Source organism: Streptomyces sp. DH-12, from assembly GCF_002899455.1.
Taxonomy (GTDB): Bacteria; Actinomycetota; Actinomycetes; order Streptomycetales; family Streptomycetaceae; genus Streptomyces.
Window position 1 is genome coordinate 4,999,395 of record NZ_PPFB01000001.1, and the last position, 23,094, is coordinate 5,022,488.

At 73.6% G+C, this 23,094-nt stretch carries 21 protein-coding genes and 1 pseudogene; 12 read left to right on the plus strand and 10 right to left on the minus strand.

All coding sequences use genetic code 11. The features are described 5' to 3' along the window. Both malQ and C1708_RS21435 read left to right on the plus strand, forming a co-directional pair. Complete coding sequence (gene malQ / locus C1708_RS21430) at window positions 1-2,106, plus strand: 4-alpha-glucanotransferase (RefSeq protein WP_106414197.1); 2,106 nt, start codon at window positions 1-3, stop codon at window positions 2,104-2,106. A 68-nt stretch (window positions 2,107-2,174) separates the two neighbouring features. Beyond that, window positions 2,175-2,450, plus strand: coding sequence for a hypothetical protein (locus C1708_RS21435; protein ID WP_106414198.1), 276 nt, complete (start codon window positions 2,175-2,177; stop codon window positions 2,448-2,450). Window positions 2,451-2,617: 167 nt separating this feature from the next. Here C1708_RS21435 and C1708_RS21440 read toward each other — a convergent pair whose 3' ends face one another. From C1708_RS21440 to C1708_RS21450, 3 genes are read right to left on the minus strand one after another with little or no spacing between them, the layout of a single operon-like run. Further along, window positions 2,618-3,310 (minus strand): response regulator, encoded by a 693-nt coding sequence (locus tag C1708_RS21440; protein WP_106414199.1) that lies wholly within the window; start codon window positions 3,308-3,310, stop codon window positions 2,618-2,620. A gap of 4 nt (window positions 3,311-3,314) precedes the next feature. Beyond that, window positions 3,315-4,535, minus strand: a complete 1,221-nt coding sequence (locus C1708_RS21445; protein ID WP_106414200.1) for a sensor histidine kinase — start codon at window positions 4,533-4,535, stop codon at window positions 3,315-3,317. Between the two features lie 26 nt (window positions 4,536-4,561). Continuing rightward, window positions 4,562-5,425, minus strand: a complete 864-nt coding sequence (locus C1708_RS21450) for a CPBP family intramembrane glutamic endopeptidase (protein WP_241911303.1) — start codon at window positions 5,423-5,425, stop codon at window positions 4,562-4,564. A gap of 422 nt (window positions 5,426-5,847) precedes the next feature. Between C1708_RS21450 and C1708_RS21455 the strand changes: the two genes are divergently transcribed. Further along, complete coding sequence (locus tag C1708_RS21455) at window positions 5,848-6,183, plus strand: beta/gamma crystallin domain-containing protein (RefSeq protein WP_157951285.1); 336 nt, start codon at window positions 5,848-5,850, stop codon at window positions 6,181-6,183. Window positions 6,184-6,402: 219 nt separating this feature from the next. After that, window positions 6,403-6,556 (plus strand): annotated as a pseudogene (locus tag C1708_RS35175) (EamA family transporter); the annotation flags it as partial. A 27-nt stretch (window positions 6,557-6,583) separates the two neighbouring features. Here C1708_RS35175 and C1708_RS21465 read toward each other — a convergent pair. Further along, the gene (locus C1708_RS21465) at window positions 6,584-6,916 is read right to left on the minus strand and encodes a hypothetical protein (protein ID WP_106416414.1); all 333 of its coding nucleotides are present in this window, start codon (window positions 6,914-6,916) and stop codon (window positions 6,584-6,586) included. 76 nt (window positions 6,917-6,992) lie between these two features. Continuing rightward, a complete protein-coding gene (locus tag C1708_RS21470) occupies window positions 6,993-7,424 on the minus strand; it encodes an ATP-binding protein (RefSeq protein ID WP_106414203.1) in 432 nt (143 codons plus the stop codon). A 209-nt stretch (window positions 7,425-7,633) separates the two neighbouring features. Here C1708_RS21470 and C1708_RS21475 point away from each other — a divergent pair, with 209 nt between their 5' ends. Further along, the gene (locus C1708_RS21475; protein WP_106414204.1) at window positions 7,634-8,485 is read left to right on the plus strand and encodes a helix-turn-helix domain-containing protein; all 852 of its coding nucleotides are present in this window, start codon (window positions 7,634-7,636) and stop codon (window positions 8,483-8,485) included. 7 nt (window positions 8,486-8,492) lie between these two features. Then, on the plus strand, window positions 8,493-8,690 hold the full coding sequence (locus C1708_RS21480) for a DUF397 domain-containing protein (RefSeq protein ID WP_106414205.1): 198 nt from the start codon (window positions 8,493-8,495) through the stop codon (window positions 8,688-8,690). A 43-nt stretch (window positions 8,691-8,733) separates the two neighbouring features. Here C1708_RS21480 and C1708_RS21485 read toward each other — a convergent pair whose 3' ends face one another. Next, entirely contained in the window at window positions 8,734-9,627 is an 894-nt protein-coding gene (locus C1708_RS21485) for an NADP-dependent oxidoreductase (RefSeq protein WP_106414206.1), read from the minus strand. Between the two features lie 71 nt (window positions 9,628-9,698). Here C1708_RS21485 and C1708_RS21490 point away from each other — a divergent pair, with 71 nt between their 5' ends. Then, window positions 9,699-10,304: a TetR/AcrR family transcriptional regulator gene (locus C1708_RS21490; protein WP_106414207.1), complete on the plus strand. Its 606-nt coding sequence runs from the start codon at window positions 9,699-9,701 to the stop codon at window positions 10,302-10,304. Between the two features lie 49 nt (window positions 10,305-10,353). Here the strand turns inward: C1708_RS21490 and pepN are convergent, their stop codons facing one another. After that, window positions 10,354-12,969, minus strand: coding sequence for an aminopeptidase N (gene pepN, locus C1708_RS21495; RefSeq protein WP_106414208.1), 2,616 nt, complete (start codon window positions 12,967-12,969; stop codon window positions 10,354-10,356). Between the two features lie 174 nt (window positions 12,970-13,143). Between pepN and C1708_RS21500 the strand changes: the two genes are divergently transcribed. Continuing rightward, window positions 13,144-13,671: a DUF1203 domain-containing protein gene (locus C1708_RS21500; protein WP_106414209.1), complete on the plus strand. Its 528-nt coding sequence runs from the start codon at window positions 13,144-13,146 to the stop codon at window positions 13,669-13,671. Window positions 13,672-13,752: 81 nt separating this feature from the next. Here the strand turns inward: C1708_RS21500 and C1708_RS21505 are convergent, their stop codons facing one another. Next, a complete protein-coding gene (locus tag C1708_RS21505) occupies window positions 13,753-14,769 on the minus strand; it encodes an aspartate-semialdehyde dehydrogenase (RefSeq protein ID WP_106414210.1) in 1,017 nt (338 codons plus the stop codon). A gap of 334 nt (window positions 14,770-15,103) precedes the next feature. Here C1708_RS21505 and C1708_RS21510 point away from each other — a divergent pair, with 334 nt between their 5' ends. Both C1708_RS21510 and C1708_RS21515 read left to right on the plus strand, forming a co-directional pair. Next, on the plus strand, window positions 15,104-15,637 hold the full coding sequence (locus C1708_RS21510) for an RNA polymerase sigma factor (RefSeq protein WP_106414211.1): 534 nt from the start codon (window positions 15,104-15,106) through the stop codon (window positions 15,635-15,637). Window position 15,638: 1 nt separating this feature from the next. Further along, entirely contained in the window at window positions 15,639-16,469 is an 831-nt protein-coding gene (locus tag C1708_RS21515; protein ID WP_106414212.1) for a hypothetical protein, read from the plus strand. Between the two features lie 73 nt (window positions 16,470-16,542). Here C1708_RS21515 and C1708_RS21520 read toward each other — a convergent pair whose 3' ends face one another. Beyond that, on the minus strand, window positions 16,543-19,857 hold the full coding sequence (locus C1708_RS21520; protein WP_106414213.1) for a S8 family serine peptidase: 3,315 nt from the start codon (window positions 19,855-19,857) through the stop codon (window positions 16,543-16,545). A gap of 295 nt (window positions 19,858-20,152) precedes the next feature. Here C1708_RS21520 and C1708_RS21525 point away from each other — a divergent pair, with 295 nt between their 5' ends. Together C1708_RS21525 and C1708_RS21530 are read left to right on the plus strand one after the other, a co-directional pair. Next, complete coding sequence (locus tag C1708_RS21525) at window positions 20,153-20,611, plus strand: NUDIX hydrolase (RefSeq protein WP_241911304.1); 459 nt, start codon at window positions 20,153-20,155, stop codon at window positions 20,609-20,611. 121 nt (window positions 20,612-20,732) lie between these two features. After that, window positions 20,733-21,890 (plus strand): serine hydrolase domain-containing protein, encoded by a 1,158-nt coding sequence (locus C1708_RS21530; RefSeq protein WP_106414215.1) that lies wholly within the window; start codon window positions 20,733-20,735, stop codon window positions 21,888-21,890. Between the two features lie 76 nt (window positions 21,891-21,966). On the opposite strand, the gene C1708_RS21535 is transcribed toward C1708_RS21530, so the two are convergent. Next, window positions 21,967-23,019, minus strand: coding sequence for a putative endonuclease domain-containing protein (locus tag C1708_RS21535; RefSeq protein ID WP_198602557.1), 1,053 nt, complete (start codon window positions 23,017-23,019; stop codon window positions 21,967-21,969). Window positions 23,020-23,094: the final 75 nt, after the last annotated feature.

A 23,094-nucleotide genomic window follows, 5' to 3' on the forward strand; every position in this document is an offset into this window, starting at 1 on the left:
GTGACCGCGCCACGGCCGGACGGGACCCCCACCGAGGCGCTGTCCCGGCTCGCCGCCCTGCACGGCGTCGCCACCTCCTACAGCCCCTCCCCGGACACGACCGTCCCGGCCTCGACGACCGCCGTCACGCTCGCGCTGGCCGCCCTCGGCGTCGACGCGTCCACCGAGGAGGCCGTCCGCGCCGCCCTGGCCGCGCGCGAGCAGGAGATCGGCGAGCGGCTGCTGCCCCCCACCGTCGTCGGCTGGGGCGCCCGCCCGCCCGGCGCGCTCGCCGCGCTGCCCGAGGGCACCCGGCTGGAGATCCGCACCGAGGACGGCGGCACGCGCCCGTCCGCCGAGGGCCTCCCGCCCGGCGTGCACCTGCTGACCGCCACCGCCCCCGACGGCCGCACCGCACGCGCCCGCCTGATCGTCGCGCCGCCCCGGCTGCCCGCCCCCGAGGGACGCTCGTACGGACTGCTGGTGCAGCTCTACTCCCTGCTCTCCCGGCGCTCCTGGGGCATGGGCGACCTCGCCGACCTCGGTGAGCTCGCCGGGTGGGCCGGACGCGCGCTGGGCGCCGGGTTCGTGCAGGTGAACCCGTTGCACGCGGCCGTCCCCGGCCCCCCGACCGACCCCTCGCCGTACCGCCCCTCCTCGCGCCGCTTCCCCGACCCCGTGCACCTGCGGGTCGAGGCCGTGCCCGAGTTCGCGCACGTCGAGGACCGCGAGCGGCTGCACACCCTGCTGGAGCGAGGCGCCCGGCTGCGGGAGGCGGTGCTCGCCAAGGGCGAGCTGATCGACCGGGACGCGGTCTGGGAGGCCAAGCGGGAAGCCCTCGAACTGGTGCGGAAGGTCCCGCTCGGCCCCGGCCGCGCCGCCGCCCTGCACGCCTTCCGCGCCGAGCAGGGGCAGGCCCTGGAGGACCACGCCACCTGGTACGCGCTCGCCGAGGCGCACGGCCCCGACTGGCGCCGCTGGCCCGCCCCGCTGCGCGACCCCCGCTCGGCGGGGACCGCCCGCGCCCGCGAGGAGCTGCGGGACCGCGTCGACTTCCACACCTGGCTCGTCTGGCTCACCGACGCCCAGCTCACCGCCGCCCAGCGGACCGCGCGGGAGGCCGGGATGCCGGTGGGGATCGTGCACGACCTGGCCGTCGGCGTGCATCCCACCGGCGCGGACGCCTGGGCGCAGCAGGACCACTTCGCGCCCGGCATGTCGGTCGGCGCGCCCCCGGACGCCTTCAACGCGCGCGGCCAGGACTGGGGGCTGCCGCCCTGGCGCCCCGACCGCCTCGCCGAGAGCGGGTACGCCCCCTTCCGCGACCTGCTGCGGGGCCTGTTCCGGTACGCGGGCGCCCTGCGCATCGACCATGTGATGGGCCTGTTCCGGCTCTGGTGGGTGCCCGAGGGCCGCCCGCCCACCGAGGGGACGTACGTCCGCTACGACGCCGAGGCCATGCTCGCCGTGCTCGTCCTGGAGGCGTCCCGCGCCGGGGCGCCGGTGATCGGCGAGGACCTCGGGACGGTCGAGCCCGGGGTGCGCGAGGCGCTGCGCGACCGCGGGGTGTACGGCACGTCGGTGCTGTGGTTCGAGCGGGACTGGGAGGGCGACCGCCGGCCGCTGCCGCCGGAGAGCTGGCGCGCCGACTGCCTGGCCACGGCCACCACCCACGACCTCCCGTCCACCGCCGCCCGCCTCACCGGCGAGCACGTGGAACTGCGCGACCGCCTGGGCCTGCTCGCCCGGCCCCTCGCCGAGGAACGGGCGGAGGCCGCGGCGGACGTGCGGGAGTGGCTGGAGCTGCTGGAGCGGCTCGGCCTGCTGCCCGGCCCGGACGGCGGGACGGCCGGCGGCGCGGACGCCTCCCGGGAGGAGGCCGGCGTCCAGGCGGTCCACCGCTACCTGCTGCGCACCCCGGCCCGCATGGTCGGGGTGTGGCTGCCGGACGGCGTCGGGGACCGGCGTCCGCAGAACCTGCCCGGCACCTCGGACGAGTACCCGAACTGGCGGCTGCCCGTCGCCGACGCCGAGGGGCGCCCGGTGACGCTGGAGGACCTGGCGGCGTCCCCCCGGCTGCGGGCGCTGGCCGACGTGCTGCGCGCCGGCGCCGCGCCCGGTGGCTGAGCGGGGCCGCGCGCCCGTACGGCACCCCGGGCGCGCGGCCCCCGACCGCGTTCGATACTTTGGGGACCGTGGACAAGAAGAACGCCCTGCGCGCCGGCGCCCTGGCAGCCGGTACGACGCTGATGATGCTGCTCATGTCGTCCCCCGCGCTCGCCCTCACCCGCGACGACGGCGACGACCCCGGCCCGGGCCTGAGCGTCATCGAGACGCTGGGCCTCTACGTCCTGGCCCCGATCGGGCTCTTCGTGGTGATCGCCGGTCTGGTGATGGCCCTGGACAAGTCCCACCAGAAGAAGGACCCGACGAGCTCCAACATCCGGACCAAGGCCGACGCCAAGGCCTGACCCCGGGGCACGCTCGCTCCGCCCGGGCGGTCCGCACCCGCTTTCCCGAAGGACGCCGGCATCCGCCGGCGTCCTTCGGCGTGTCCGCACCGTCCGCACCGCCCGCACCGCTCGGGCGGCGGCGGCCGGACGCACGCCCGCGCGGCGTCACGTCCGCGCCGGTCGGTTCACGGCGTGCCGGACGCCAGCCCGACCCGGTAGGCGAGGACGACGGCCTGGACGCGGTCGCGTAGGCCGAGCTTGGCCAGGATCCGTGACACGTAGGTCTTGACGGTCTCCGGCGTGATGAACATCGCCGCGGCGATCTCCGCGTTCGACAGCCCCTCGGCGATCAGCCGGAACACCTCCAGCTCGCGGGGGGTCAGCGCGCGCACGACGTCCTGCCTGCCGGGCACGGAGGTGTCGGCCGGCCGCAGGTGCTGGGCGAAGTGGCCGATCAGGCGGCGGGTGACGGCGGCCGCCAGCAGCGTCTCGCCCCGGGCGACGGTCCGGATGCCGTTGACCAGCTCCGCGGGGGGCGCGTCCTTGAGGAGGAAGCCGCTCGCCCCGGCGCGCAGCGCGTCGTAGACGTGGGCGTCGACGTTGAACGTGGTGACGACCAGGACCTTCGGCGCGTCCTCGACGTCGGGACCGGCCAGTCGCCGCGTCGCCTCGATGCCGTCGAGCAGGGGCATCCGTACGTCCATCACGACCACGTCGGGACGCAGCCGCTGTGCGGCCAGGACCGCCTCGTGGCCGTTCTCCGCCTCCCCGACGACCTCCATGTCGGGCTGTGCGGAGAAGATGGTGACGTAACCGGTGCGCACCAGCGCCTGGTCGTCGCAGACGAGCACACGGATCGGTGGCGGCGCATCGGTCACGGGGTCACTCCTGAACGGGCTCGGACGGGATCGTGGCGCGGACCTCGAACCCGCCCTCGGGCCGGGGACCGGCCTCCAGTTCACCATCGAGCATCCGCACCCGTGCACGCAGCCCGGCCAGTCCCCGTCCGCCCGCGGGGCCCGGCGCGCGCGTGACCGGTCCGGCGACCGGCCCGTCGGTGGTCACCTGTATCCCGATGTGCTGGTCGCCGTGGCGGAGCAGCACCCGTGTCGGCCTTCCGGCCGCGTACTTCATGGCGTTGGTGAGCGCCTCCTGCACCACCCGGTACGCGGCCAGCTCCACGTCCACGCTCCGTGGCCGCCGCTCGCCCTCCTCGCCGAACTCGACCGGCTGTCCCGATCTGCGCGCCTGCTCGACCAGGTCCCCCACCCGCCCCGGGGCGGGCGCCCGGTCCGCACGCGCCAGGTCCGCGGACGCCGACTCGCCGGTCGCCTCCAGCACACCGAGCAGGTACCGCAGTTCCGTCAGCGCCCGGCGGCCGGTGTCGCTGACGGCCGTCAGGCTCTCGCCGGCGCGGTCCGGCGCGGACGTGAGCAGGAACTGCGCCGCGTCGGCCTGGACCACCATGGCCGTCACGTGGTGGGTGACCACGTCGTGCAGCTCGCGGGCGATCCGCGCCCGCTCGGCGGCCGTGGCCGCCTCGGCGGCCAGCCGCCGCCGCTCCGCCTCCCCCTTCCGCCGCCCGCGCACCGTGCTCCCCACCGTCCGGACCGCGGCCAGCACCAGCCAGAACGCGAGGTAGTCCGGCAGTGACTGCGGTGAGCCGAGGCGGTCCAGGACGACGGCCAGCACGGCGTAGCCCGCACTCGCCACGGCGGCCAGACCACGGCGGAAGCGCACCTGGTGGGCCCCGGCGGAGTACAGCGCCAGATACAGCCCCATACTCGCGAACGTGGTCGCGAAGCCCAGCGCCTGGTGCGCGGCGAACGCGCCCGCGACGACGGCCAGAGCGGCCGCCGGCCATCTGCGGCGGACCGCCAGCGGCAGGGTCTGGGCCAGGACCAGCCCGACGCCCAGCGCGTCCACCGGGCGCTCGGGCAGATCACCGATCTGCGCGCCGACGGCCGACAGGGTCGGCACGAAGGACAGCAGGGTGAGCGTCAGGGCGAGGACGCCGTCCTTGAGGAGGGCGTCCCGCTCGCGCCACCGATCGAGCGGCGCCCGGAGCAGGGGGAGGCTCCAGGGCGCCCGACGGGCCGTCATGTCCGTTCTCCTCCGGTCGGGCTGTGTCAGCGGCTCGTGCGCCGGCGGGTGGTGATCCGGCCGCTGCGGCGGGCGAGGACGAGCATCGGGGCGGCGAGGGCCACACCGATGAGGACGGGCACGACCGACCCCTCCAGGCCGAAGGCGCCGCCGGTCAGGAGCTCGGAGCCGTGGACGTCGACGGTGAACAGGCCTTCGGAGGTGTGCCCGGAGACCGGGATGCCGAGCAACTGCACCGTGGTGTTCCAGGCGAAGTGCAGCCCCACGACGAACCAGATGCTACGCCGCCACAGGAACGCGGCTCCCAGCAGGACGCCCGCCTCCACGGCGATCGCGAGTCCGCTCCACAGGTTCGCGCCCTCGGCGCCCAGGTGGGCGACACCGAAGAACAGCGAGGTGACGACCAGGGCGGCCCGGCTGCCCCACAGCTGCTCCAGGGCCTGCAGGGCGAGACCGCGGAACATCAGCTCCTCGGTCACCGCGGCGCCGGCCTGCACCGCGACCGCGGTCCCCACGACCGACAGGAGGCCGTCGTCCGCCCAGGAGAACGAATAGCCCCCGAACGCCGTGATCAGCAGAGCGGAGACGAGGACGAAGCCCAGACCGATGCCGCCGCCCAGCAGCGCCTCCCGGCCGGCCCCGGACCGGGCGATCTCCGGAGTGGAGCGCCGTGCCACCCGGCGCATGACCAGCCAGTACACGCCGACCGCGGCGGCCGCGCCCAGCACCGGAACCGGGCCGGGTCCGGTCGCCGTCAGGCCCGAGACCAGGCCGATGCCGGCCATGCCCGTCAGCATCCAGCCGAGCGGGGAGCGCGTGATCCGGCGGAGCCGGCCGCCTCCGCCGTCGCGGTCCTCGTCCGGGCCGGAGCCCGCTGCGTGCTGTGTCACGGATGTCGTCCCCATGGTGGCCTTCCCGATCGTGGTCGCACCTGCCGCGACCTGACGACCACGCTAGAAATCGGCCCCGATCCGCGAATCACCCGCGCAGGGACAACTCCTGTAGCTCTCAAGGGGGATGCGCCGTCCGTCCCCGTCCGTTCCCCACGGGACGCGGCCGTGGCGCGCACCGGAACGGAGCTGTCCCCGCTGACGGCGGTGGTGGTGGGCTGGGCGGCGCTCGACGGGGGGCTGACGCGTCTCCAACGGGCCGACACGGCTCCGGCGTTCAGCGCGACAGCGGCGAGCGGACGGGGAACGCGCCTCTTGTTCGACAGGGCGTCAACCCTGCGGTGCGGGGTCGCGTCTGATCATGCGGGACGGGACTCATCCCCGGCTCACATCCTGAACACATGCACCACTGGAGCACATCAATGAAGCGCTCGCTCAAGCGAGTCATCGTCGGCGCCCTCGCGACGGGAGCCCTGACGGCCGCCCTGCCGGCCGGTTCGGCAGCAGCCATCAACGGCACGCCGTGCGGCGATCGCACCGACCTGGTCAAGGTCACGTACTTCGAGGGACTGGCCATGACCTGTTTCGCCAACGCCGGCGTGATGGACCTGACCCTGCCGTACGTCACGCAGGTCTCCTCCGGCAACAACAACATCCGGTTCGTGTCCGACGGCGAGACGATCAGCATGGGCAAGTGGCAGAAGAAGAGCATCGTCGACGGCACCCCGAAGACCATCACGCGGCTGCGCATCCTCTGACACCTGGACGAAGTGACCGTCGCACAGCGGGACATGCCCACGTTCCGCCTCGGTCCGTGACCTGACGGAAGGGGCGCCCGGAAGCCGGGCGCCCCTTCTCGACGGGAGTCGGCGTTACGCCGACGACGCCGCCGCGTCCGCCGCCTGCGCGCAGGGCGCGTTCCACGCCCGCGCGGTGGCCGCGTGCCGCTCGCCCGCCGCGTCCCGTCCCGCTCGCACTCGGCGGCGGTCTCCGCGGGCACGGTGCTCACGAGAAAGTGGGGCTGCCCCGAGGGCGTCGGCCTCCTCGCGCTCACCGGCCGGCGGTTGACCGCGGGCGGCCTGCTGCCCCCCGCTCGCGTTCCTCACCGAGGGCGCTCCGCCCGCCTTGGACGCCGGCGACCCGGCTGCGCGTCCGGAGTCAGCCGTCGGGGTCGACGTCGGGGTGCGTGAACCGCACGGGCCTGCCCAGCGACCGGGCGTAGGCGACCTCCGCTCGGGTGCTGTCCCCGATGTGGTCACCCACCACGAGCACCTCGTCGGCGAGCCGGATCTTCGCCCGGTGCAGAGCGTCGAGCCGGACCTTCAACGCCTCCGCCCCGCCGGGATCGGCCCGGAGTCCGTGCGGCGACTTCATGTCACAGGCCGGCTTGACGACGATCCTCCCGGCTGCGGTCTCCCGCAGATCGGCCTCGGCCATCTCGGCCATGAAGCGGGTGGATCCGCAGATGGCGACGATGCGCGGGAGATCCATCTGCGCCTTGGCGTCGATGAGCTGTTGTTCCGGGGTGTACGGCACGGTTCCTCCTCGGGGCGTCGGGACGTCTGTATCAGATCGCGTCGACACCCCCTTGGTGCGAACCCAGCTCGCACCACACGACCTTGCCCCGGTTGCCCTCCCTGGTCAGCGGCTGCCAGCCCCACACGTCGGCGCAGGCCCGCACCAGCGCCAGCCCTCGTCCGTCCTCGCGGTCGGGTTCCGGGGTGAAGGGCTGGGGCGGCCCGGGAGGCGAGGGGTCGGCGTCCCACGCGCCGATCCGCAGGACGCCCGTGCGTGACCACCGCACGCGCAGTGCCGCCGGGCTCTTGGTGTGGCGCACGGCGTTCGACACCAGCTCCGCCGCCAGCAGTTCCGCGACGTCGGCCAGCCCGATCAAGCCGTGCACCGTGAGGATGAGGCGGAGGGTGCGGCGGCAGACGGGCACGGCTCTGGGGTCGTTCGGGACGTGGAGGGAGTACTCCCACGGTTCGTTTTCAGGCATGCGGACTCCTCGCGTCGGTGGGGAGGTGTCGGCGGCGGTGTCATTGCCGCTCGTCAGGGCAGGACGAAGCGGTGCGCTTCCGCGGCCGGGTGCACAACGTGGTTGATGCGTGACCGAACGTAGACCTTAGATTTAACCCGAGACAAGCGGGTCACGTAATCTGACACCCGAACGAGTCGCGTGCGCAGCGCTTGAGCGAGGAGGCGTCGATGGGGACCAGGCGCGAACCAACCGCGCGTCAGCTGCGGTTGGCCCTGGAGCTTCGGCGGCTTCGTGAGGCAGCGGGCCTCAGTGCGCGTGAGGCGGCGGCACTGCTCGGCGTCAACTCAGTACAGATCAGCCAGATCGAAGCCGGTACGACCGGGGTGAGCGAAGAGCGGCTACGACGGCTGGCCGCCTACTATGCCTGCGCGGACAGCGCGTTGGTCGACGCTCTGGCCGCGATGGTGTCCGACCGGGTGCGCGGCTGGTGGGAGGAATACCGTGGCCGTCTCCCCACGGCGTTCCTGGACCTGTCCGAACTGGAGCATCACGCCACCTTCCGGTGGGACGTCGACTTCCTGCACGTGCCTGGGCTTCTTCAGGCCGAGGACTACGCCCGCGCGCTGTTCTCCCGCAGGGTCCCCGAGCTTCCGGAGGACGAGCTCGGGCTGAGGGTGCGGCATCGCATGCAGCGGGGCGTGATCATCGAGGGTCCACGTCCGACCCCGTACCGAGCCGTGGTCCACGAAGCGGCGCTGCGGATCAGAGTGGGCGGTCGGCAGGTCATGCGCGGTCAACTCGCGCGAATCCTGGAACTGTCGGAGGCCGAGCACGTGACCGTGCGGGTGATCCCCTTCGAGTTGGAGGAGTTCGCGGACGTCACGGCGGCCATGGTGTATGCGGGCGGCGCTGTGCCGCGCTTGGACACCGTGGTCCGCGACGGCCCGGACGGTATCGTCCTCGTGGATTCGGAAGCGCGGCTCGCTGTCTTCCGAATGCTCTTCCATAGAGTGGAGGCGGTTTCACTTGATCCGCTGCGCTCGCGTGACTTCATCCATGGACTGGCCAAGGAGCTGTGAGGATCCGGTGCTTACTCCCGACCGCTGGCGCAAGTCTTCGTACTCAGGAAGCGGTGACGGCAACGCCTGCGTGGAGGTGGCGTCGCTCCGTGCGCGGATGGCCGTCCGTGACTCCAAGGCGCCGTCCCGCGGCATCCTCACCGTGCCTGCCCCGGCCTTCGCCGTGTTCGTGGACGCGCTGAAGCGGCCGGGCGGGCTGTCGTAGGGGGCCGACGGCACTCAACGGGCCGCCGGCCCCGCCACGCGCGTCAGATCACGATCACTCGCCGCCCCCTCGTGTGCCCCGCCCGGCTGTCGATGTGGGCGGAAGCCGCCTCCGTGAGGGAGTAGGCCTTCTCCACCGGGATGCGGAGCTTGCCCTGTTCGAGGAGGCGGACCGTTTCCGTCAGGGCGTCCGGTACGCTGCCCGCCACGTTGGAGAAGCGGACGCCCAGGTCCGGGGCGGTGGGATCGGCGATGGAGACCACCTTGGCCGGGTCCCCGGCCAGCTCCACGAGATCGCGGACGACGCCCGCGCCGGCCAGGTCGAGGGCCGCGTCCACCGGGCGGAACGCCCGCACCCGCTCCGGCCAGCCGTCCACGTACGTCGTGGCGTGCGCGCCCAGGCTGCGCAGGTACTCCAGGTTCGCCGCCCCGGCCGTGCCGATCACCGTGATGCCGCGGTCGCGGGCGATCTGCAGCACCGCCGAGCCGACTCCGCCGGACGCGCCGCTGACCAGCAGCGTCTGTCCGGGACGGACACCGCACTCGCTCAGGACGCGCAGGGCCGTCTCCATGACGGACGGATAGCCGGCCGCCTCCTCGAAGGAGAGGCCCTCGGGCATCCGGGCCCAGGCGTGCAGCACGGCGAACTCGGCGTAGGTGTCGGCGCCTTCGCCGAACACGCGGTCACCGATCGCCACCCCTTCGACGCCCTCGCCGACCTCGTCCACCACTCCGGCCGCGTCCTGTCCGACCCCTGCGGGCAGTGCGGCCGGGAGGGCGGGGCGCATCTGGCCCTCGCGGATTCTCCAGTCGACGGGGTTCACCCCGGCCGCTCGCACGGCGATGCGTATCTCTCCCGGGCCCGCGTGGGGCTTTTCGGCGTCGATGAGACGGAGGACGTCGGGACCGCCGAACTCGGCGTAGCTCACTTTCTTCATGCCGGCGACCGTAACACTAACGGTTAGTTGATCGAAACCGTTAGGGTTTTGGATCTGGTAGCGTCCTGGTCATGCCCGAGCAACCGTCGTCCGGACGTCGAGAGCGCAAGAAGGCCGCCACCCGGCAGAAGATCGCCGACACCGCCCTGCGGCTCTTCCTGGAACGCGGGTACGAGGCGGTGGGCATCCGGGACGTGGCCGCCGAGGCCGACGTGGCCGTCACCACCGTCTTCTCCCACTTCGCCTCCAAGGAGGCCCTGGTGTTCGAGCGGGACGCGGACTTCGAGCAGCGTCTCGCCCGCGCGGTGACCGACCGCGCGCCCGGCGAACCGCTCGTCCCCGCGCTGCGCCGCGAGATCCACGCCCTGGTGCGCCACTGCCTGGCCGACGAGGCCGCGCCCGTCTGGCGGATGATCGACGCCTCGCCCGCCCTGCGGGAGTACGAGGGCTCCATGCGGCTGCGGCACGCGGAGACCCTGGCGGCCGCCCTCGCCGCCGAACCGGGCGCGCCGCGCAGCGGCACCGCCTGCCGGGCGGTCGCCCGGTTCGTGGTGGACGCCTTCGCGCTGGCTCGGGAGGCGGACGACCCGGAGACCGCGGTGGACGAGATCTTCCGGATGGTCGAGGCGGCCTGGGGGGCCGCCGTCGCGGGCGTCCCCGCCCGGCCCGCGACATGACGGAAGGGGCGCCCGGGAACCGGGCGCCCCTTCTCGACGGGAGCCGGCGTTACGCCGACGTCGCCGCCGCGTCCGCCGCCTGCGCGCGCAGGGCGCGTTCCACGCCCGCGCGGGACTCCGAGACCAGGCGGCGCAGGGCCGCGTTCGGCTCGGCGGAGGTCAGCCAGGCGTCCGTCTTGTCGAGGGTCTCGCCGGAGACCTGGACGCCCGGGTAGAGACCCACCGCGATCTGCTGGGCCATCTCGTGCGAACGGGACGCCCACACGTCCGCCAGCGCCCCGAAGTACCGGTCCGTGTACGGCGCCAGCAGCTCCCGCTGATCGGTCTGCACGAAGCCGGCGATGACCGCCTCCTGCACCGCGTTGGGCAGCTTGTCGGACTCGACGACCGACGCCCACGCCTCCGCCTTGGCCTCCTCCGTCGGGCGGGCCGCCCGCGCGGTGGCCGCGTGCCGCTCGCCCGCCGCCGTCCTGTCCCGCTCGTACTCGGCGGCGATCTCCGCCTCGTCGAAGCGGCCCACCGCCGCCAGCCGCTGCACGAACGCCCAGCGCAGCTCGGTGTCGACGGCCAGGCCCTCCACGGTCTGCGTGCCGGCGAGCAGCCCCTCCAGCAGGTCCAGCTGCTCCGGCGTGCGGGCGGTCGCCGCGAAGGCGCGCGCCCACGCCAGCTGGTGGTCGCTGCCCGGCTCGGCGGACCGCAGGTGCGCCAGCGTGGCGTCGGTCCAGCGGGCCAGCAGGGTCTCGCGGGCGGCCGGGTCGGTGTACAGGTCGAGCGCGAGCTTCACCTGGCGGTGCAGCGACTGCACGACACCGATGTCGGACTCCTTGCCGATCCCCGACAGCACCAGCGACAGGTAGTCGCGGGCGGGCAGCTCCGCGTCCCGGGTCATGTCCCAGGCGGAGGCCCAGCACAGCGCCCGCGGGAGCGAGGACGCGAAGTCGCCCAGGTGCTCGGTGACGACGGCGAGGGACTGCTCGTCCAGGCGCACCTTGGCGTAGGAGAGGTCGTCGTCGTTGAGCAGGATCACCGCCGGACGGCGCTTGCCCGCGAGCTGCGGCACGGCGGTCAGCTCGCCGTCGACGTCCAGCTCCACCCTGTCCCCGCGGACCAGCTTGCCGGTCGCCTCGTCCAGGTCGTACAGGCCGATCGCGATGCGGTGCGGGCGCAGCGTCGGCTCGCCCTTCGCGCCGGCCGGGAGCGCCGGGGCCTCCTGGCGGACGGCGAAGGACGTGATGACGCCGGCCTCGTCCGTCTCGATCTCCGGGCGCAGGACGTTGATGCCGGCCGTCTCCAGCCACTTCTTCGACCAGGCGCTCAGATCGCGGCCGGAGGTCTCCTCCAGGGCGCCCAGCAGGTCGGACAGGCGCGTGTTGCCGTACGCGTGGCGCTTGAAGTACGCCTGCACGCCCCGGAAGAACGCGTCCTCGCCGACGTAGGCGACGAGCTGCTTCAGCACGGAGGCGCCCTTGGCGTACGTGATGCCGTCGAAGTTGACGAGGACGTCGTCCAGGTCGCGGATGTCCGCCATGATCGGGTGCGTGGACGGGAGCTGGTCCTGGCGGTAGGCCCAGGTCTTCATCTGGTTCGCGAACGTCGTCCACGAGTGCGGCCACTTCGAGCCGGGCGCGTCGGCCTGGCAGGCCGTCTCGGCGAAGGTGGCGAACGACTCGTTCAGCCACAGGTCGTTCCACCACTCCATGGTGACCAGGTCGCCGAACCACATGTGGGCCAGCTCGTGCAGGATCGTGGCGGCCCGGCCCTCGTACGCGGCGTCCGTCACCTTCGACCGGAACACGTACTGGTCGCGGATGGTCACCGCGCCCGCGTTCTCCATCGCGCCCGCGTTGAACTCCGGCACGAAGAGCTGGTCGTACTTCTCGAACGGGTAGGCGTAGTCGAACTTCTCCTGGAACCAGTCGAAGCCCTGCCGGGTCACCTCGAAGATGGCGTCCGCGTCGAGGTACTCGGCGAGCGAGGGCCGGCAGTAGATGCCGAGCGGCACCGACCGGCCGTCCTTCTCGTACACGCTGTGCACCGAGTGGTACGGGCCGACGATCAGCGCCGTGACGTACGTGGAGATGCGCGGGGTCGGCGCGAACGCCCACACGTTGTCCTTCGGCTCCGGCGTCGGGGAGTTGGAGACGACGGTCCAGCCCTCCGGGGCCTTCACGGTGAACTGGAACGTCGCCTTGAGGTCCGGCTGCTCGAAGCTGGCGAACACCCGGCGGGCGTCCGGCACCTCGAACTGCGTGTAGAGGTACGCCTGCTCGTCCACCGGGTCGACGAAGCGGTGCAGGCCCTCGCCCGTGTTGGTGTACGCGCAGTCGGCGCTCACCCGCAGCACGTTGCGCCCCTTGAGCAGGCCGGGCAGGGCGATGCGCGAGTCCGCGAAGACCTCGGCGGGGTCCAGCGCGTCACCGTTCAGGGTGACCTCGTGGACGGTGGGGGCCACCAGGTCGATGAAGGACTCCGCGCCGTCCTCGGCGACGTCGAAGCGCACCGTGGTCACGGACCGGTAGGTGCCTCCCCCGCTCTCGGCCTCGCCCGAGCGGGAGGCGCCCCCGCCCTGCGCGCCGGAGAGATCGAGTTCGATCTCGTACGAGTCAACGGTCAGCAGCCTCGCGCGCTGCTGCGCCTCTTCGCGGGTCAGGTTTGTGCCAGGCACGCGGTCATCTCCTCGATATGTGTGGGTTGCGCCATCCTTCCACGCGGGATCGGGATCACGCGACGACGAAACAGCAGGCATGGGGATACCCCTGTGTCGGGTGCGGGGAGAAGGGGGCGCCTCGACGTCCGGATACCGCCGGCCGCGGGCGGCGGCGCGGGGGAGTCTGGGGCCATGACGACCACGACGCCCACCGCACGGCCCGTTCCCCCGCAGGTCGTGAAGGAGCTGCTGACCCTCGACGACGCGGGCCGCCCGGCCGTTCCCGTCACCGACGGCGAGGGCGGCGCCCCGCTGCGCTGCTGCCTGCGTCACAGCCGCCCGGGCGAGCGGATCGCCCTGGTGTCCTACGCGCCCCTGCGCCGCTGGGCGGCGGAGACGGGCGTGGACCCGGGGGCGTACGACGAGCGGGGGCCCGTCTTCGTCCACGCGCAGGAGTGCGCGGGCCCGGAGTGCGCGGGCCCGGAGGGCGGGGGCCCGGAGTGCGCGGGCCCGGAGGGCGGGGGCCTCCCCTTCACCCGGGCCCACCGGGTCCTGCGCCGCTACTCCGCCGACGGCCGGATCCTCGGCGGGCGGCTGGTGGAGGCGCCGGAGGACTTCGGACCCGTCCTCGGCGAGGCGTTCGCCGACCCGGCCGTCGCGCTCGTGCACGTACGGGCCGTGGAGTACGGCTGCTTCCTCTACGAGGTCCGGCGGGGCTGACCGCAGCTCACCCGTACGGCGGAACGACGCGAGGCGGGCGCCCCCTCGGGGACGCCCGCCTCCTCGCGTACCGGTGCGCGGTCAGGCGCTCAGCTCCTGCGCCACCAGCTCCGCGATCTGCACGGCGTTCAGCGCCGCGCCCTTGCGCAGGTTGTCGTTGGAGACGAACAGCGCCAGGCCGTTCTCCACCGTCTCGTCGGCGCGGATGCGGCCGACGTACGACGGGTCCTGGCCGGCGGCCTGCAGCGGGGTCGGGATGTCGGTGAGGACCACACCGGGCGCCTCGGCCAGCAGCTCGGCCGCGCGCTCCGGGCTGATCGGGCGGGCGAACCGGGCGTTGATCTGCAGGGAGTGGCCGGAGAAGACCGGGACGCGCACGCAGGTGCCCGAGACCTTCAGCTCGGGGATGTCCAGGATCTTGCGCGACTCGTTGCGCAGCTTCTGCTCCTCGTCGGTCTCGCCCAGACCGTCGTCGACGAGGTTGCCCGCGAAGGGCAGCACGTTGAAGGCGATGGGGCGCTGGTAGACGTCGGGCTCGGGGAAGTCGACCGCCGCGCCGTCGTGCGTCAGCTTGTCGGCCTCGTCGACCACCTTCCGCGTCTGGCCGTGCAGCTCCGCGACGCCCGCGAGACCGGAACCGGACACCGCCTGGTACGTGGCGACGACCAGCGCCTGGAGGCCCGCCTCCGCGTGCAGCGGACGCAGCACCGGCATCGCGGCCATCGTCGTGCAGTTCGGGTTGGCGATGATGCCCTTGGGGCGGTTCGCGATCGCGCGCGGGTTGACCTCGGAGACGACGAGGGGGACCTCGGGGTCCTTGCGCCAGGCGGAGGAGTTGTCGATCACCACGGCGCCCTGCGAGGCGACCTTCTCGGCCAGCGCCCTGGAGGTCGCGCCGCCCGCGGAGAACAGCACGATGTCCAGGCCGGTGTAGTCGGCGGCGGAGGCGTCCTCCACCGTCACGCCGTCCAGCGCCGTGCCCGCCGAACGGGCCGAGGCGAACAGGCGCAGCTCCGTGACCGGGAAGTTCCGCTCCGTGAGGATCCTGCGCATGACCGTGCCCACCTGACCGGTGGCTCCGACGATTCCGACCCTCACGGCGACTCCCTACTGCGTCTCTCGCGTACCTGATGTGCCTGGCCGAGGCCGCTTCCATCATGCGGCCGACCACGGCCCGGCTGTCCAGTTCTTTGCCGCCCTGCCCGCCCACTGGGACGGCGGGACAGCACGCGCAGGTTGCGGACCTTCGGCCCGCACCCCGCTGACCAGGAGAAATTCGGTCACCGGGGGGTGCTGGCCGCAAGGTTCCCTGCCCGGTTCGCCCTCCCTCACACGGAGGTGTGACATACGCCTCTGCCCGGCCCGGAGAACCCGCGCGAACGTTCCCGGCCCGCGTGGCGTCGTAGGAGGAACAGCGTGAAGGGGGTGGCCGGTGCTGCGCGGAAGGATCCGGCGTGGCCGGGGGGCGTACGTCGCCGACGACGACCCGCTGGACGCGGCACAGGAGCGCCGGGTGCGGGCGGTGCTCGCACTGGGCGGGGTACCGCAGGCGGACCTGCCGGACGGGGTGCAGCAGGTCCGCCTGCGGCTGCTGGAACGCGCCGCGAGCGGGCAGGAGGCACCGCGGGACGTCTCGGCGTGGGCGGCGGTCGTCGCCTCCAACCTCGCCATGGACTGGCACCGGGCCAGGCGCCGCCAGGAGCGGCTCGGGGAGCGGCTGGCCGCGCTCCGGCCCGTGGAGGCGCCCTCGGAGGAGGAGAACAGCGTGCTCTCGCTGGCCGTCGCGCGCGGCCTGGACGGCCTGCCCGACGCGCAGCGCCAGGCGGTCGTGCTGCGCTTCTACGCCGACCTGCCGGTGCGGACCGTCGCCGAGCAGCTCGGCGTCCCGGAGGGCACGGTCAAGAGCAGGCTGCACGCCGCCGTACGGGCGCTCCGCGCCCGTCTGCACGAGGACGAGGTGGTGTGACATGACCGCCCACGACAACAGCGGGGACCGGGACCCGTCCCGGGCGGACACCGGCCGCGAGGACCTGCCGTACGACCCCGCGGACGCCCTCGCGGTCGCCCTGTTCGGGGAGGAGCCGCCCGACGGGGCGCGGGAGGACGCCGCGTTCCGCGCGGAGCGGGACGCCGCCCTCGCGGACATCGCGGTGCTGGGCGAGCAGCTCACGCTGATCGGTGACGCGCTGGCGGGGCGAGCGACGGCCGCTCCGTCCGGGGAGCGGCCGGACCTCGGGACCGGGACGGCGCGGGACGGCACGGGGACGCGCCCCGCGCGGGCCGCGTCCGCCGCGCTGAACCGGCGGCCGCGTCCCCGGTACCGGCCGGTACGGCTCGTGCTCGGCGGGCTCGCCGCCGCTGCCGCGGCCGGCCTGGTCCTCGGCCTGGGCTGGCTCGCGGTCCAGGGCGGCCCGACGGCCGGCTCGACGGACCGCGGGGTCGCCTCGGGCGCCAAGGAGGAAACCGGCGCCGCCGCCTTCGGCACCCCCCGCTACCTGGCGTGCGCACGCCTCGTCGCCGAGGGCCGGGTGGCGGCGCTGGAGGAGGTGCCGGGCACCGGCGGCGTACAGCGGGTCACGCTGCGGGCGAACCGGTACTACAAGGGGGGCGGACCGGTGACCTTCCTCCGGGACGACGCCGAGGACGTCCCGCTGCGCCCCGGCGACCAGGTGCTGGTCGGCCTGCCCGTCGGCCTCGCCCACCCGGACCGGACGGTCGTCGGCGAGGCGGACATCGCCCCCGTCCGGGCCGGCATCGTCGCCGCGCTGCCCGCGTCGCGGGGCATGAGCTGCGGCTGAGCACGGCGAAGGAGCGGGCGCCCGTACGGACGCCCGCCCCCTGTTCATGGCCTTGTTCATGGCCTCCGGCCGGTTACGGGACGACCTTCTCGATCGCCACGTTGCCGACGCCCGCGACCGTGCCGCGCTCGTTCACCAGCTGCACGCGGCCGAAGAACGCGCGTCCCTCGGGAGCCGCCGCGGCGACGGTGACCTCGCCGGAGACGGTGGCCTCGGCGCCCGTGCCCAGCTTCACCGGCGCGGAACCGTCGACGGTGACGGTGCCGAGCGTGGCGGAGAAGAACACGTCCAGGTAGTCGTACTCCGTCGTGCCGGCCGGGACCGAGTAGCCGTCCACCTCGATGGTGTACGTGCCGGCCTTCGGGGAGGCGAGGGAGACCGACTCGTCCGAGTCGCCGTCCGCGGACTGCGCGACCCGGTTGCCGGCCTCGTCGTACACGGCCAGGTCCAGGTCGGCGGCGGTGTCGGAGACGTTGCCGATGGACACGTCCAGCGACGACGCGCCCTCGGGCACCTCGACCGTGGTGGTGTGGACGTCACCCGTGCCGATCGACGGGCGGGCGGTCCTGGAGGAGCCGAGCGGCCCGCCGGCCAGCGTGCCGTCGATCGCGGCGGCCTCGTTGGTCACCGTCCAGGAGACGGCGGACGGCGTGCCGATCTTCGCCTCGGGGACGGTCACGGTCTCCGGGTCGAAGGCCGCGCCGAGCACCGCGACGTCCAGCTTGTACGGGTTGTCGAGCAGCGGCGAGGTGCGGCGCGACTCGACCTCGATCTCCCAGACGCCCGGCTGCGGGTTCGCGTACGACCGCACGTCGGGGCGGCAGGTGTTGGCCGGGTTGCTGTAGTTCGGGTAGCAGTTGACGGTCGACGTCGGGTCGGCCGGCACACCGTACGGGTGGATGGAGACGAACCGGGTCTGGCTCGTCGCCTTCAGCCCGCTCAGCGCGACCTCCAGCGTCTTCGCGCCCTCGGGCACGGTGACGAAGTAGGAGGTGGTGCTGTTGCGCTGGACCGTGCCCTTCGCCGAGTAGGTGTACTGCAGCGGCGTGGAGACCACCACGGTGGTGAGGATCTGCCGGTCCACGCCCTCGGTGCGCGGGTCGTCGACCTCGAGGATCGCGCTCTTGAGGCCCGCCGAGCGGGACTGGGCCTGGACCTTGACGGTCACCGGCTCGTTCAGCGGCAGCGAGACCCTGCGGTCGCCGACGATGCGGAAGGTGCGGTCCGCGTTGTTCGCCAGGTCCAGCTCGTGGCGGACGGCGCGGTCCGGGCCGGACGTACGGGTGATCGTGATGTCGTACGTCTTCTTCTGGCCGGCCTTCAGGCCGCCCTCACGGTCGTACAGGCCCGTGCCGAAGCCCGGGGTCTTCAGGAACTGGTCGATCGCTGTGTCGACCGGCGCCTTCACCGTGTACTCGTGCGCGCCGGCGCCGTCGCGGATGGCGTCCCAGGCGTCCACGACGTCGATGAGGCCGGCGCCCTGCTCGTAGGCCTGCACGTCCTTGATGGGCCGGGCGGTGGAGGTGAGGGCGGTGCGCAGCGTCGCCGGGGTGAGCTCGATGCGCTTCTGCTTCGCGGCGGACAGCAGCAGCGCGGAGGCGCCGGCGGCCTGCGGGGAGGCCATCGAGGTGCCCTGCAGCATGCCGTAGCCGGCCGGGAGGGCGTAGCCCGCCTCGGCGACCGGGGCGCCCGGCAGCCAGGTCTGGATGGTGTTGACCGCCGCGCCGGGGGCGACCAGGGTCGGCGTGAAGCCGCCGTCCTCACGCGGGCCGCGCGAGGAGAACGGCATCATCGCGTACTTCGTCCTCACCTCGGAGCCGTAGTTGGCGGCCCAGGTCTCCTTGGAGACGGACGCGCCGACCGAGATGACCTTGTCGGCCAGGGCGGGGTCGCCGATGGTGTTGGCGCCGGGGCCGGAGTTGCCCGCGGAGATCACGAGCTGGACGCCGTACTCGTCGATCAGCCGGGTGTACAGCTCGGCGCGGGCGTTGTTGCCGTCGTTCAGCGCCGGCAGACCGCCGATGGACATGTTGACGATGTCGACGCCCCGCTCGGTGACGAGGTCGATCATGCCCTCGGTCAGGGCGACGTTGGTGCAGCCGCCGGACCAGGTGCAGGCGCGGGAGGAGACGAGCTTGGCGCCGGGCGCGGCGCCGTTCATCCTGCCGCCGAACAGGCCGTTGGCGGCGGTGATGCCGGCCACGTGCGAGCCGTGCGAGCCCTCGATGACGCCGATGTTGACGAAGTCGGCCTTCTGGCCGATCCAGTCGCCGCCGTAGGGGTCCATCGGGACGTCCTCGCGGATCTCCACCACGAACGGCTGGCGCTCGACGACGTCGGTCTTCGGGTCGTCGGTGCCGAAGTACCCGATCTGGAAGCCGTCCTTGTACGGCTTCATCGGGGTGTCGTCGGAGAAGTCCTGGTTGTTGTTCAGGTCGACGCGCACCGTGCCCGCGGCCGGGTCGTACAGCACGCCCCAGACGTCGGTGGTGTCGCCGTCGCGGTTGGCGTCGCCGGCCGCGTCGCCGCCCGCGGTGTACGACTCCCGGAAGAGGTTGACCTGATAACTGCCCTGCGGGGCCTTCCAGGTGGCGCCGCCGTAGGTGAAGACCGGGCCGGAGACCGCGGTGACCATGGGACGCCAGGTCTGGTCGCCGTCCACGACCGGGTCGGTCGCCGTCACCCAGTCGACGATCTTGCGCTCGCCGGTGGTGGTCCTCTGCAGCGCGGGGTGGCCGAGGTCCACGCCCGAGTCGAGGATGCCGATGGTGACGCCGCGGCCGTCCGCCTTCGGGTTCTTCTTCACGAAGTCCACGGCGCCCGTCTCGAAGGACGGGTTGTACGGGTTCTTCGCGGGCGTCTTCCGGTCCGGGGCGGGGTAGCTCTTGCTCTTGCCCTTGCCCTGGGCGGCCCTGGTGGTGTCGCCGGCCGGGGTCGGGTCGTCGAGGGGGATCTCGTCGCGCAGGTCGACGCCGTGCACGGAGGAGAGCTTGGTGGCGGCGGCGATGGCCGCGTCCGCCTTGCCGGTGGGCACGGTGGCGCGGACGTAGCCGAGCCTGTCGTCGGAGCGGCCGACCGAGGCGCCCTTGACCGCCTCGATCTTCTCGGTGACCTGAGCGGTCTTCCCGGGGGCCGTCGCGATCATCATCGTGACGTGTTCGGCGCCCTCGGCCTTGGCCTCGGCGAGCAGTTCCGCGTCGTGCGAACCGAGCTTGTCGTGCGCGGACTTGACGTCCGCGTCGGCCGGCGCGGCGGCCGGGCCGCCGGCGGCGAGGGCCAGCGGGACCGGCCCGGCCGCGGAGAGCGCGGCGACGAGACCGGCGGCGACGGCGATGCGGGCCGCGCGTCTGGTGCCCGATATGGGGGAGCGCTGCGGGGAGTTGGTCATCGGCATCCCTTGCAAGGAGCGAACGATCGGGAGCGGCCAGGGGTGATCGTTCCTGGTCGCGGGGGTCCGGAAGTGCACTACCGGATGATCGATGAGCTTCGCGTAAAGGGTCGATGTTTGGCGAGGGTCGGCCGGAAGGCCGTTGGAGGTGTGGGGAAAACCCCCGGTGCCCGTATGGGGAGATCGCGCCTGAAGCGGACAAGTCCGTCATGCTCATGCAGGGTGGGTGTCCACAGTGCGGACCCACCCGAATACTCCCCTGCGCGGTCCGGGCGGTCCGGGTTACCGTCCGGCGATGCGACGGACGTTGAGGGTGGCGGCCTACGCCGTGGTGGTGCGCGACGGACAGATCCTGCTCGCCCGGTCGCCCGGTCCGGGCGGCGTCCCCGAGTGGGTGCTGCCGGGCGGCGGCATGGAGCACGGCGAGGACCCCTACGACACCGTGCGGCGCGAGCTGGAGGAGGAGACCGGCTACCTCGTGGAGGTCACCGGGTTCCTCGGCATCGACTCCAGCCGCCGCACCCTGCCCGGCCGTCTCCGCCGTCCGGTCGACCACCAGGGCCTGCGGCTGGTCTACGAGGGCCGCGTCGCGGGCGGGGAGCTGCGCCACGAGATCGGCGGCTCCACCGAACTCGCCGCCTGGCAGCCCCTGGACGCCGTACCCGGCCTGGTCCGCGTCGGCCTGGTCGACACCGCCCTGCGGCTGTGGCGGGAGCGGCCGGCGACGGGGCGCCTGGAGCCCGGCCGGGGGTAGGTCCCGCGCGTCCGCGCGGAACGGCCGGAAGCCGGTCAACCACCGCGACCGGTGGCAACCGTGACGCCCCCGACGCGGTCCCTCCCCGCGACCACGCACGACGAACAGGGGAGGCACGAACATGCGGAAGCGGATGCGGACGACGGCGGCGGCAGTGGTGGCGGTGGCCCTCTCGGCGGCCCTGGCGGCCCCCGCGGTGGCGGCGGGTCCCGGCGCGGACCGCTCGGGGGACACCGGCGACCACCGTGCGACCGCCCGGGCCGTGCGGGCCGAGGTCAAGAGCGGGGTGCCCGGCGTGACGCTGCGGGCGGAGGACCGGCGGGGCACCTGGACGACCACCGCCGGGGTGGGGAACCTGCGCACGGAACGCCCGCGTTCCCCGCACGACCGCTACCGGGTCGGCAGCATCACCAAGACCTTCGTGGCGACGGTGCTGCTGCAGCTGGAGGCCGAGGGGAAGCTGTCGCTGGACGACACCGTCGACGCCTGGCTGCCCGGCCTGGTCACCGGCAACGGCCACGACGGCACCCGGATCACCCTCCGGCAGCTGCTGAACCACACCAGCGGCGTCTACAACTACACGGCCGACGAGGACTTCGGCCGCACCTACTTCCTCAAGGAGGGCTTCCTCGAGCACCGTTACGACACCCTGGCCCCCGAGGGGCTGGTGCGCATCGCGATGACCCACGAGCCGGACTTCGCGCCCGGCGACGGGTGGAACTACTCCAACACCAACTACGTGCTGGCCGGCATGGTGATCGAGAAGGCCACCGGCCGCCCCTACGGCGAGGAGGTCCGCCGGCGCGTCCTCGCGCCGCTGCGCCTGACCGCCACCTCGGTCCCCGGCACCCGCACCGGCGTGCCCGGACCCCACAGCCGGGCCTACGCCAAGCTGACGCGGGACGGCAGCGGGCCCGTCCACGACGTCACCCGCCTCAACCCGTCCATCGCCGCCTCGGCGGGCGAGATGATCTCCGACTCCAAGGACCTCAACCGCTTCTACCGCGCCCTGCTCGGCGGGCGGCTGCTGCCCGAGGCGCAGCTGAACGAGATGACCGACACGGTGCCCGTGGACGAGACGCACGGCTACGGGCTGGGCCTGATGAGCACCGAGCTGAGCTGCGGGGTGACCGTCTGGGGCCACGGCGGCGGCATCCACGGCTCCACGTCCGAGGCCGTCACCACACGGAACGGCCGCCACTCCCTCGCGTTCAACTACAACGGCGACTGGGCCGGGAACTCCCAGGCGGTGATCGACGCGGAGTACTGCGGCGACTGACGTGAGGCGGGCCGCCGGGGCGGGGTCCCGTCCCCGGCGGCCCCGCCGCCCTCGCCCGGCGTGCCGTGCCGCCGCACTACCGGGGCAGCACGACGACGTACGCCGCCGGATCGCGGTCCGCCGACGCCATCAGGGCCGTGCGGACCACCGTCGCCTGCTGCTCCGCCGCGTCCCGCAGTTTGCGCGGCGTGATGTGGACGACCGTGATGCCCAGGCGCTCCAGGTGCTCGCGCTTGCGGGCGTGCTCCGTCCACTCGGCGTCGTCCTCGGGCCGCCCGCCCGGCCGGGGCGCGCGGGCGTCCAGCTCCACCGCCACCGCATGCTCCGGCCAGTACGCGTCCACGCCGCCCAGGTGCGGGCCGCCGGGCAGCCGCAGGTCCACGTTCCAGCACGGGTCCGGCAGGCCGTACTCGTGGACCATCCGGTACAGGCGTGCCTCCGCGAGCGCCCGCCCCTCGGCCAGCAGCGAGTCCACCGCGTCCACCACGTGCGGCCGGTTCAGCAGCTTCGCCGCGGTCAGCTCCCGCACCACCGCCGCCGGTTCGCAGTGCCTGCCGCGCACCGCCTCCGTCAGCAGCCGGCGCACCACGGCCGCGTCCTTCAGGTCCGCCACCGCGTCGGCCAGCGCCCGCGGGACCGGGGCCACCGGCAGGCCCGTCACCTGTTCCGGGACCGGCAGCGCGGCGGCGCGCACGATCCGGGCGCAGCCCGTCGACCGCAGCCGGCGCAGCCGCGGCACCAGCACGTCGAGGGTCTCCTGGGCCGGCAGCGGGGGAGCGGACGTGAAGCCGTGCAGGGTCAGCGCGGCCAGCCCGGTGATCATCGCCTCGCCGTAGGGGGAGGCGGGCGGCTCGGCCCCGCCCGGCTGCGCGGGCACGCTCGCGGTCCGCTCCCGCACCGCGTACAGCAGCACCGCGTGCAGCCGCTCCTCGCTGGTCGGCGGTCCCGGGTGCAGCAGGACGACGCCGGGCAGCAGCTGCTGCCAGGGGCCGCCCGGACGGCACTGCTCACCGGCCTCCGCGGCGGAGACCCCGTGCGCCCTGAGCTGCGTGTGGGTCAGCACGCGGCGTCCGGTGCCGGTGGCGAGGTGGTGCAGGGGGCGCGGGGAGAGGGGGGTGTTGTGGTTCATGACCGGCAATTTCCCGCCTCCGGACGCCCCCCGAACCCTTGTTACAGGCTCGTCGACGAATCCGGACAAGCCCGC

Bases quoted from the DNA above. Each gene is read 5' to 3' on its own strand.
- C1708_RS21465 (WP_106416414.1), bottom strand. From the start codon at position 6,916: ATGGATCTCCCGCGCATCGTCGCCATCTGCGGATCCACCCGCTTCATG.
- C1708_RS21455 (WP_157951285.1), top strand. From the start codon at position 5,848: ATGAAGCGCTCGCTCAAGCGAGTCATCGTCGGCGCCCTCGCGACGGGA.
- C1708_RS21525 (WP_241911304.1), top strand. From the start codon at position 20,153: ATGCGACGGACGTTGAGGGTGGCGGCCTACGCCGTGGTGGTGCGCGAC.
- C1708_RS21515 (WP_106414212.1), top strand. From the start codon at position 15,639: ATGACCGCCCACGACAACAGCGGGGACCGGGACCCGTCCCGGGCGGAC.
- C1708_RS21445 (WP_106414200.1), bottom strand. From the start codon at position 4,535: ATGACGGCCCGTCGGGCGCCCTGGAGCCTCCCCCTGCTCCGGGCGCCG.
- C1708_RS21520 (WP_106414213.1), bottom strand. From the start codon at position 19,857: ATGACCAACTCCCCGCAGCGCTCCCCCATATCGGGCACCAGACGCGCG.
- C1708_RS21535 (WP_198602557.1), bottom strand. From the start codon at position 23,019: ATGAACCACAACACCCCCCTCTCCCCGCGCCCCCTGCACCACCTCGCC.
- C1708_RS21485 (WP_106414206.1), bottom strand. From the start codon at position 9,627: ATGAAGAAAGTGAGCTACGCCGAGTTCGGCGGTCCCGACGTCCTCCGT.
- C1708_RS21500 (WP_106414209.1), top strand. From the start codon at position 13,144: ATGACGACCACGACGCCCACCGCACGGCCCGTTCCCCCGCAGGTCGTG.
- C1708_RS21470 (WP_106414203.1), bottom strand. From the start codon at position 7,424: ATGCCTGAAAACGAACCGTGGGAGTACTCCCTCCACGTCCCGAACGAC.
- C1708_RS21490 (WP_106414207.1), top strand. From the start codon at position 9,699: ATGCCCGAGCAACCGTCGTCCGGACGTCGAGAGCGCAAGAAGGCCGCC.
- C1708_RS21530 (WP_106414215.1), top strand. From the start codon at position 20,733: ATGCGGAAGCGGATGCGGACGACGGCGGCGGCAGTGGTGGCGGTGGCC.
- C1708_RS21475 (WP_106414204.1), top strand. From the start codon at position 7,634: ATGGGGACCAGGCGCGAACCAACCGCGCGTCAGCTGCGGTTGGCCCTG.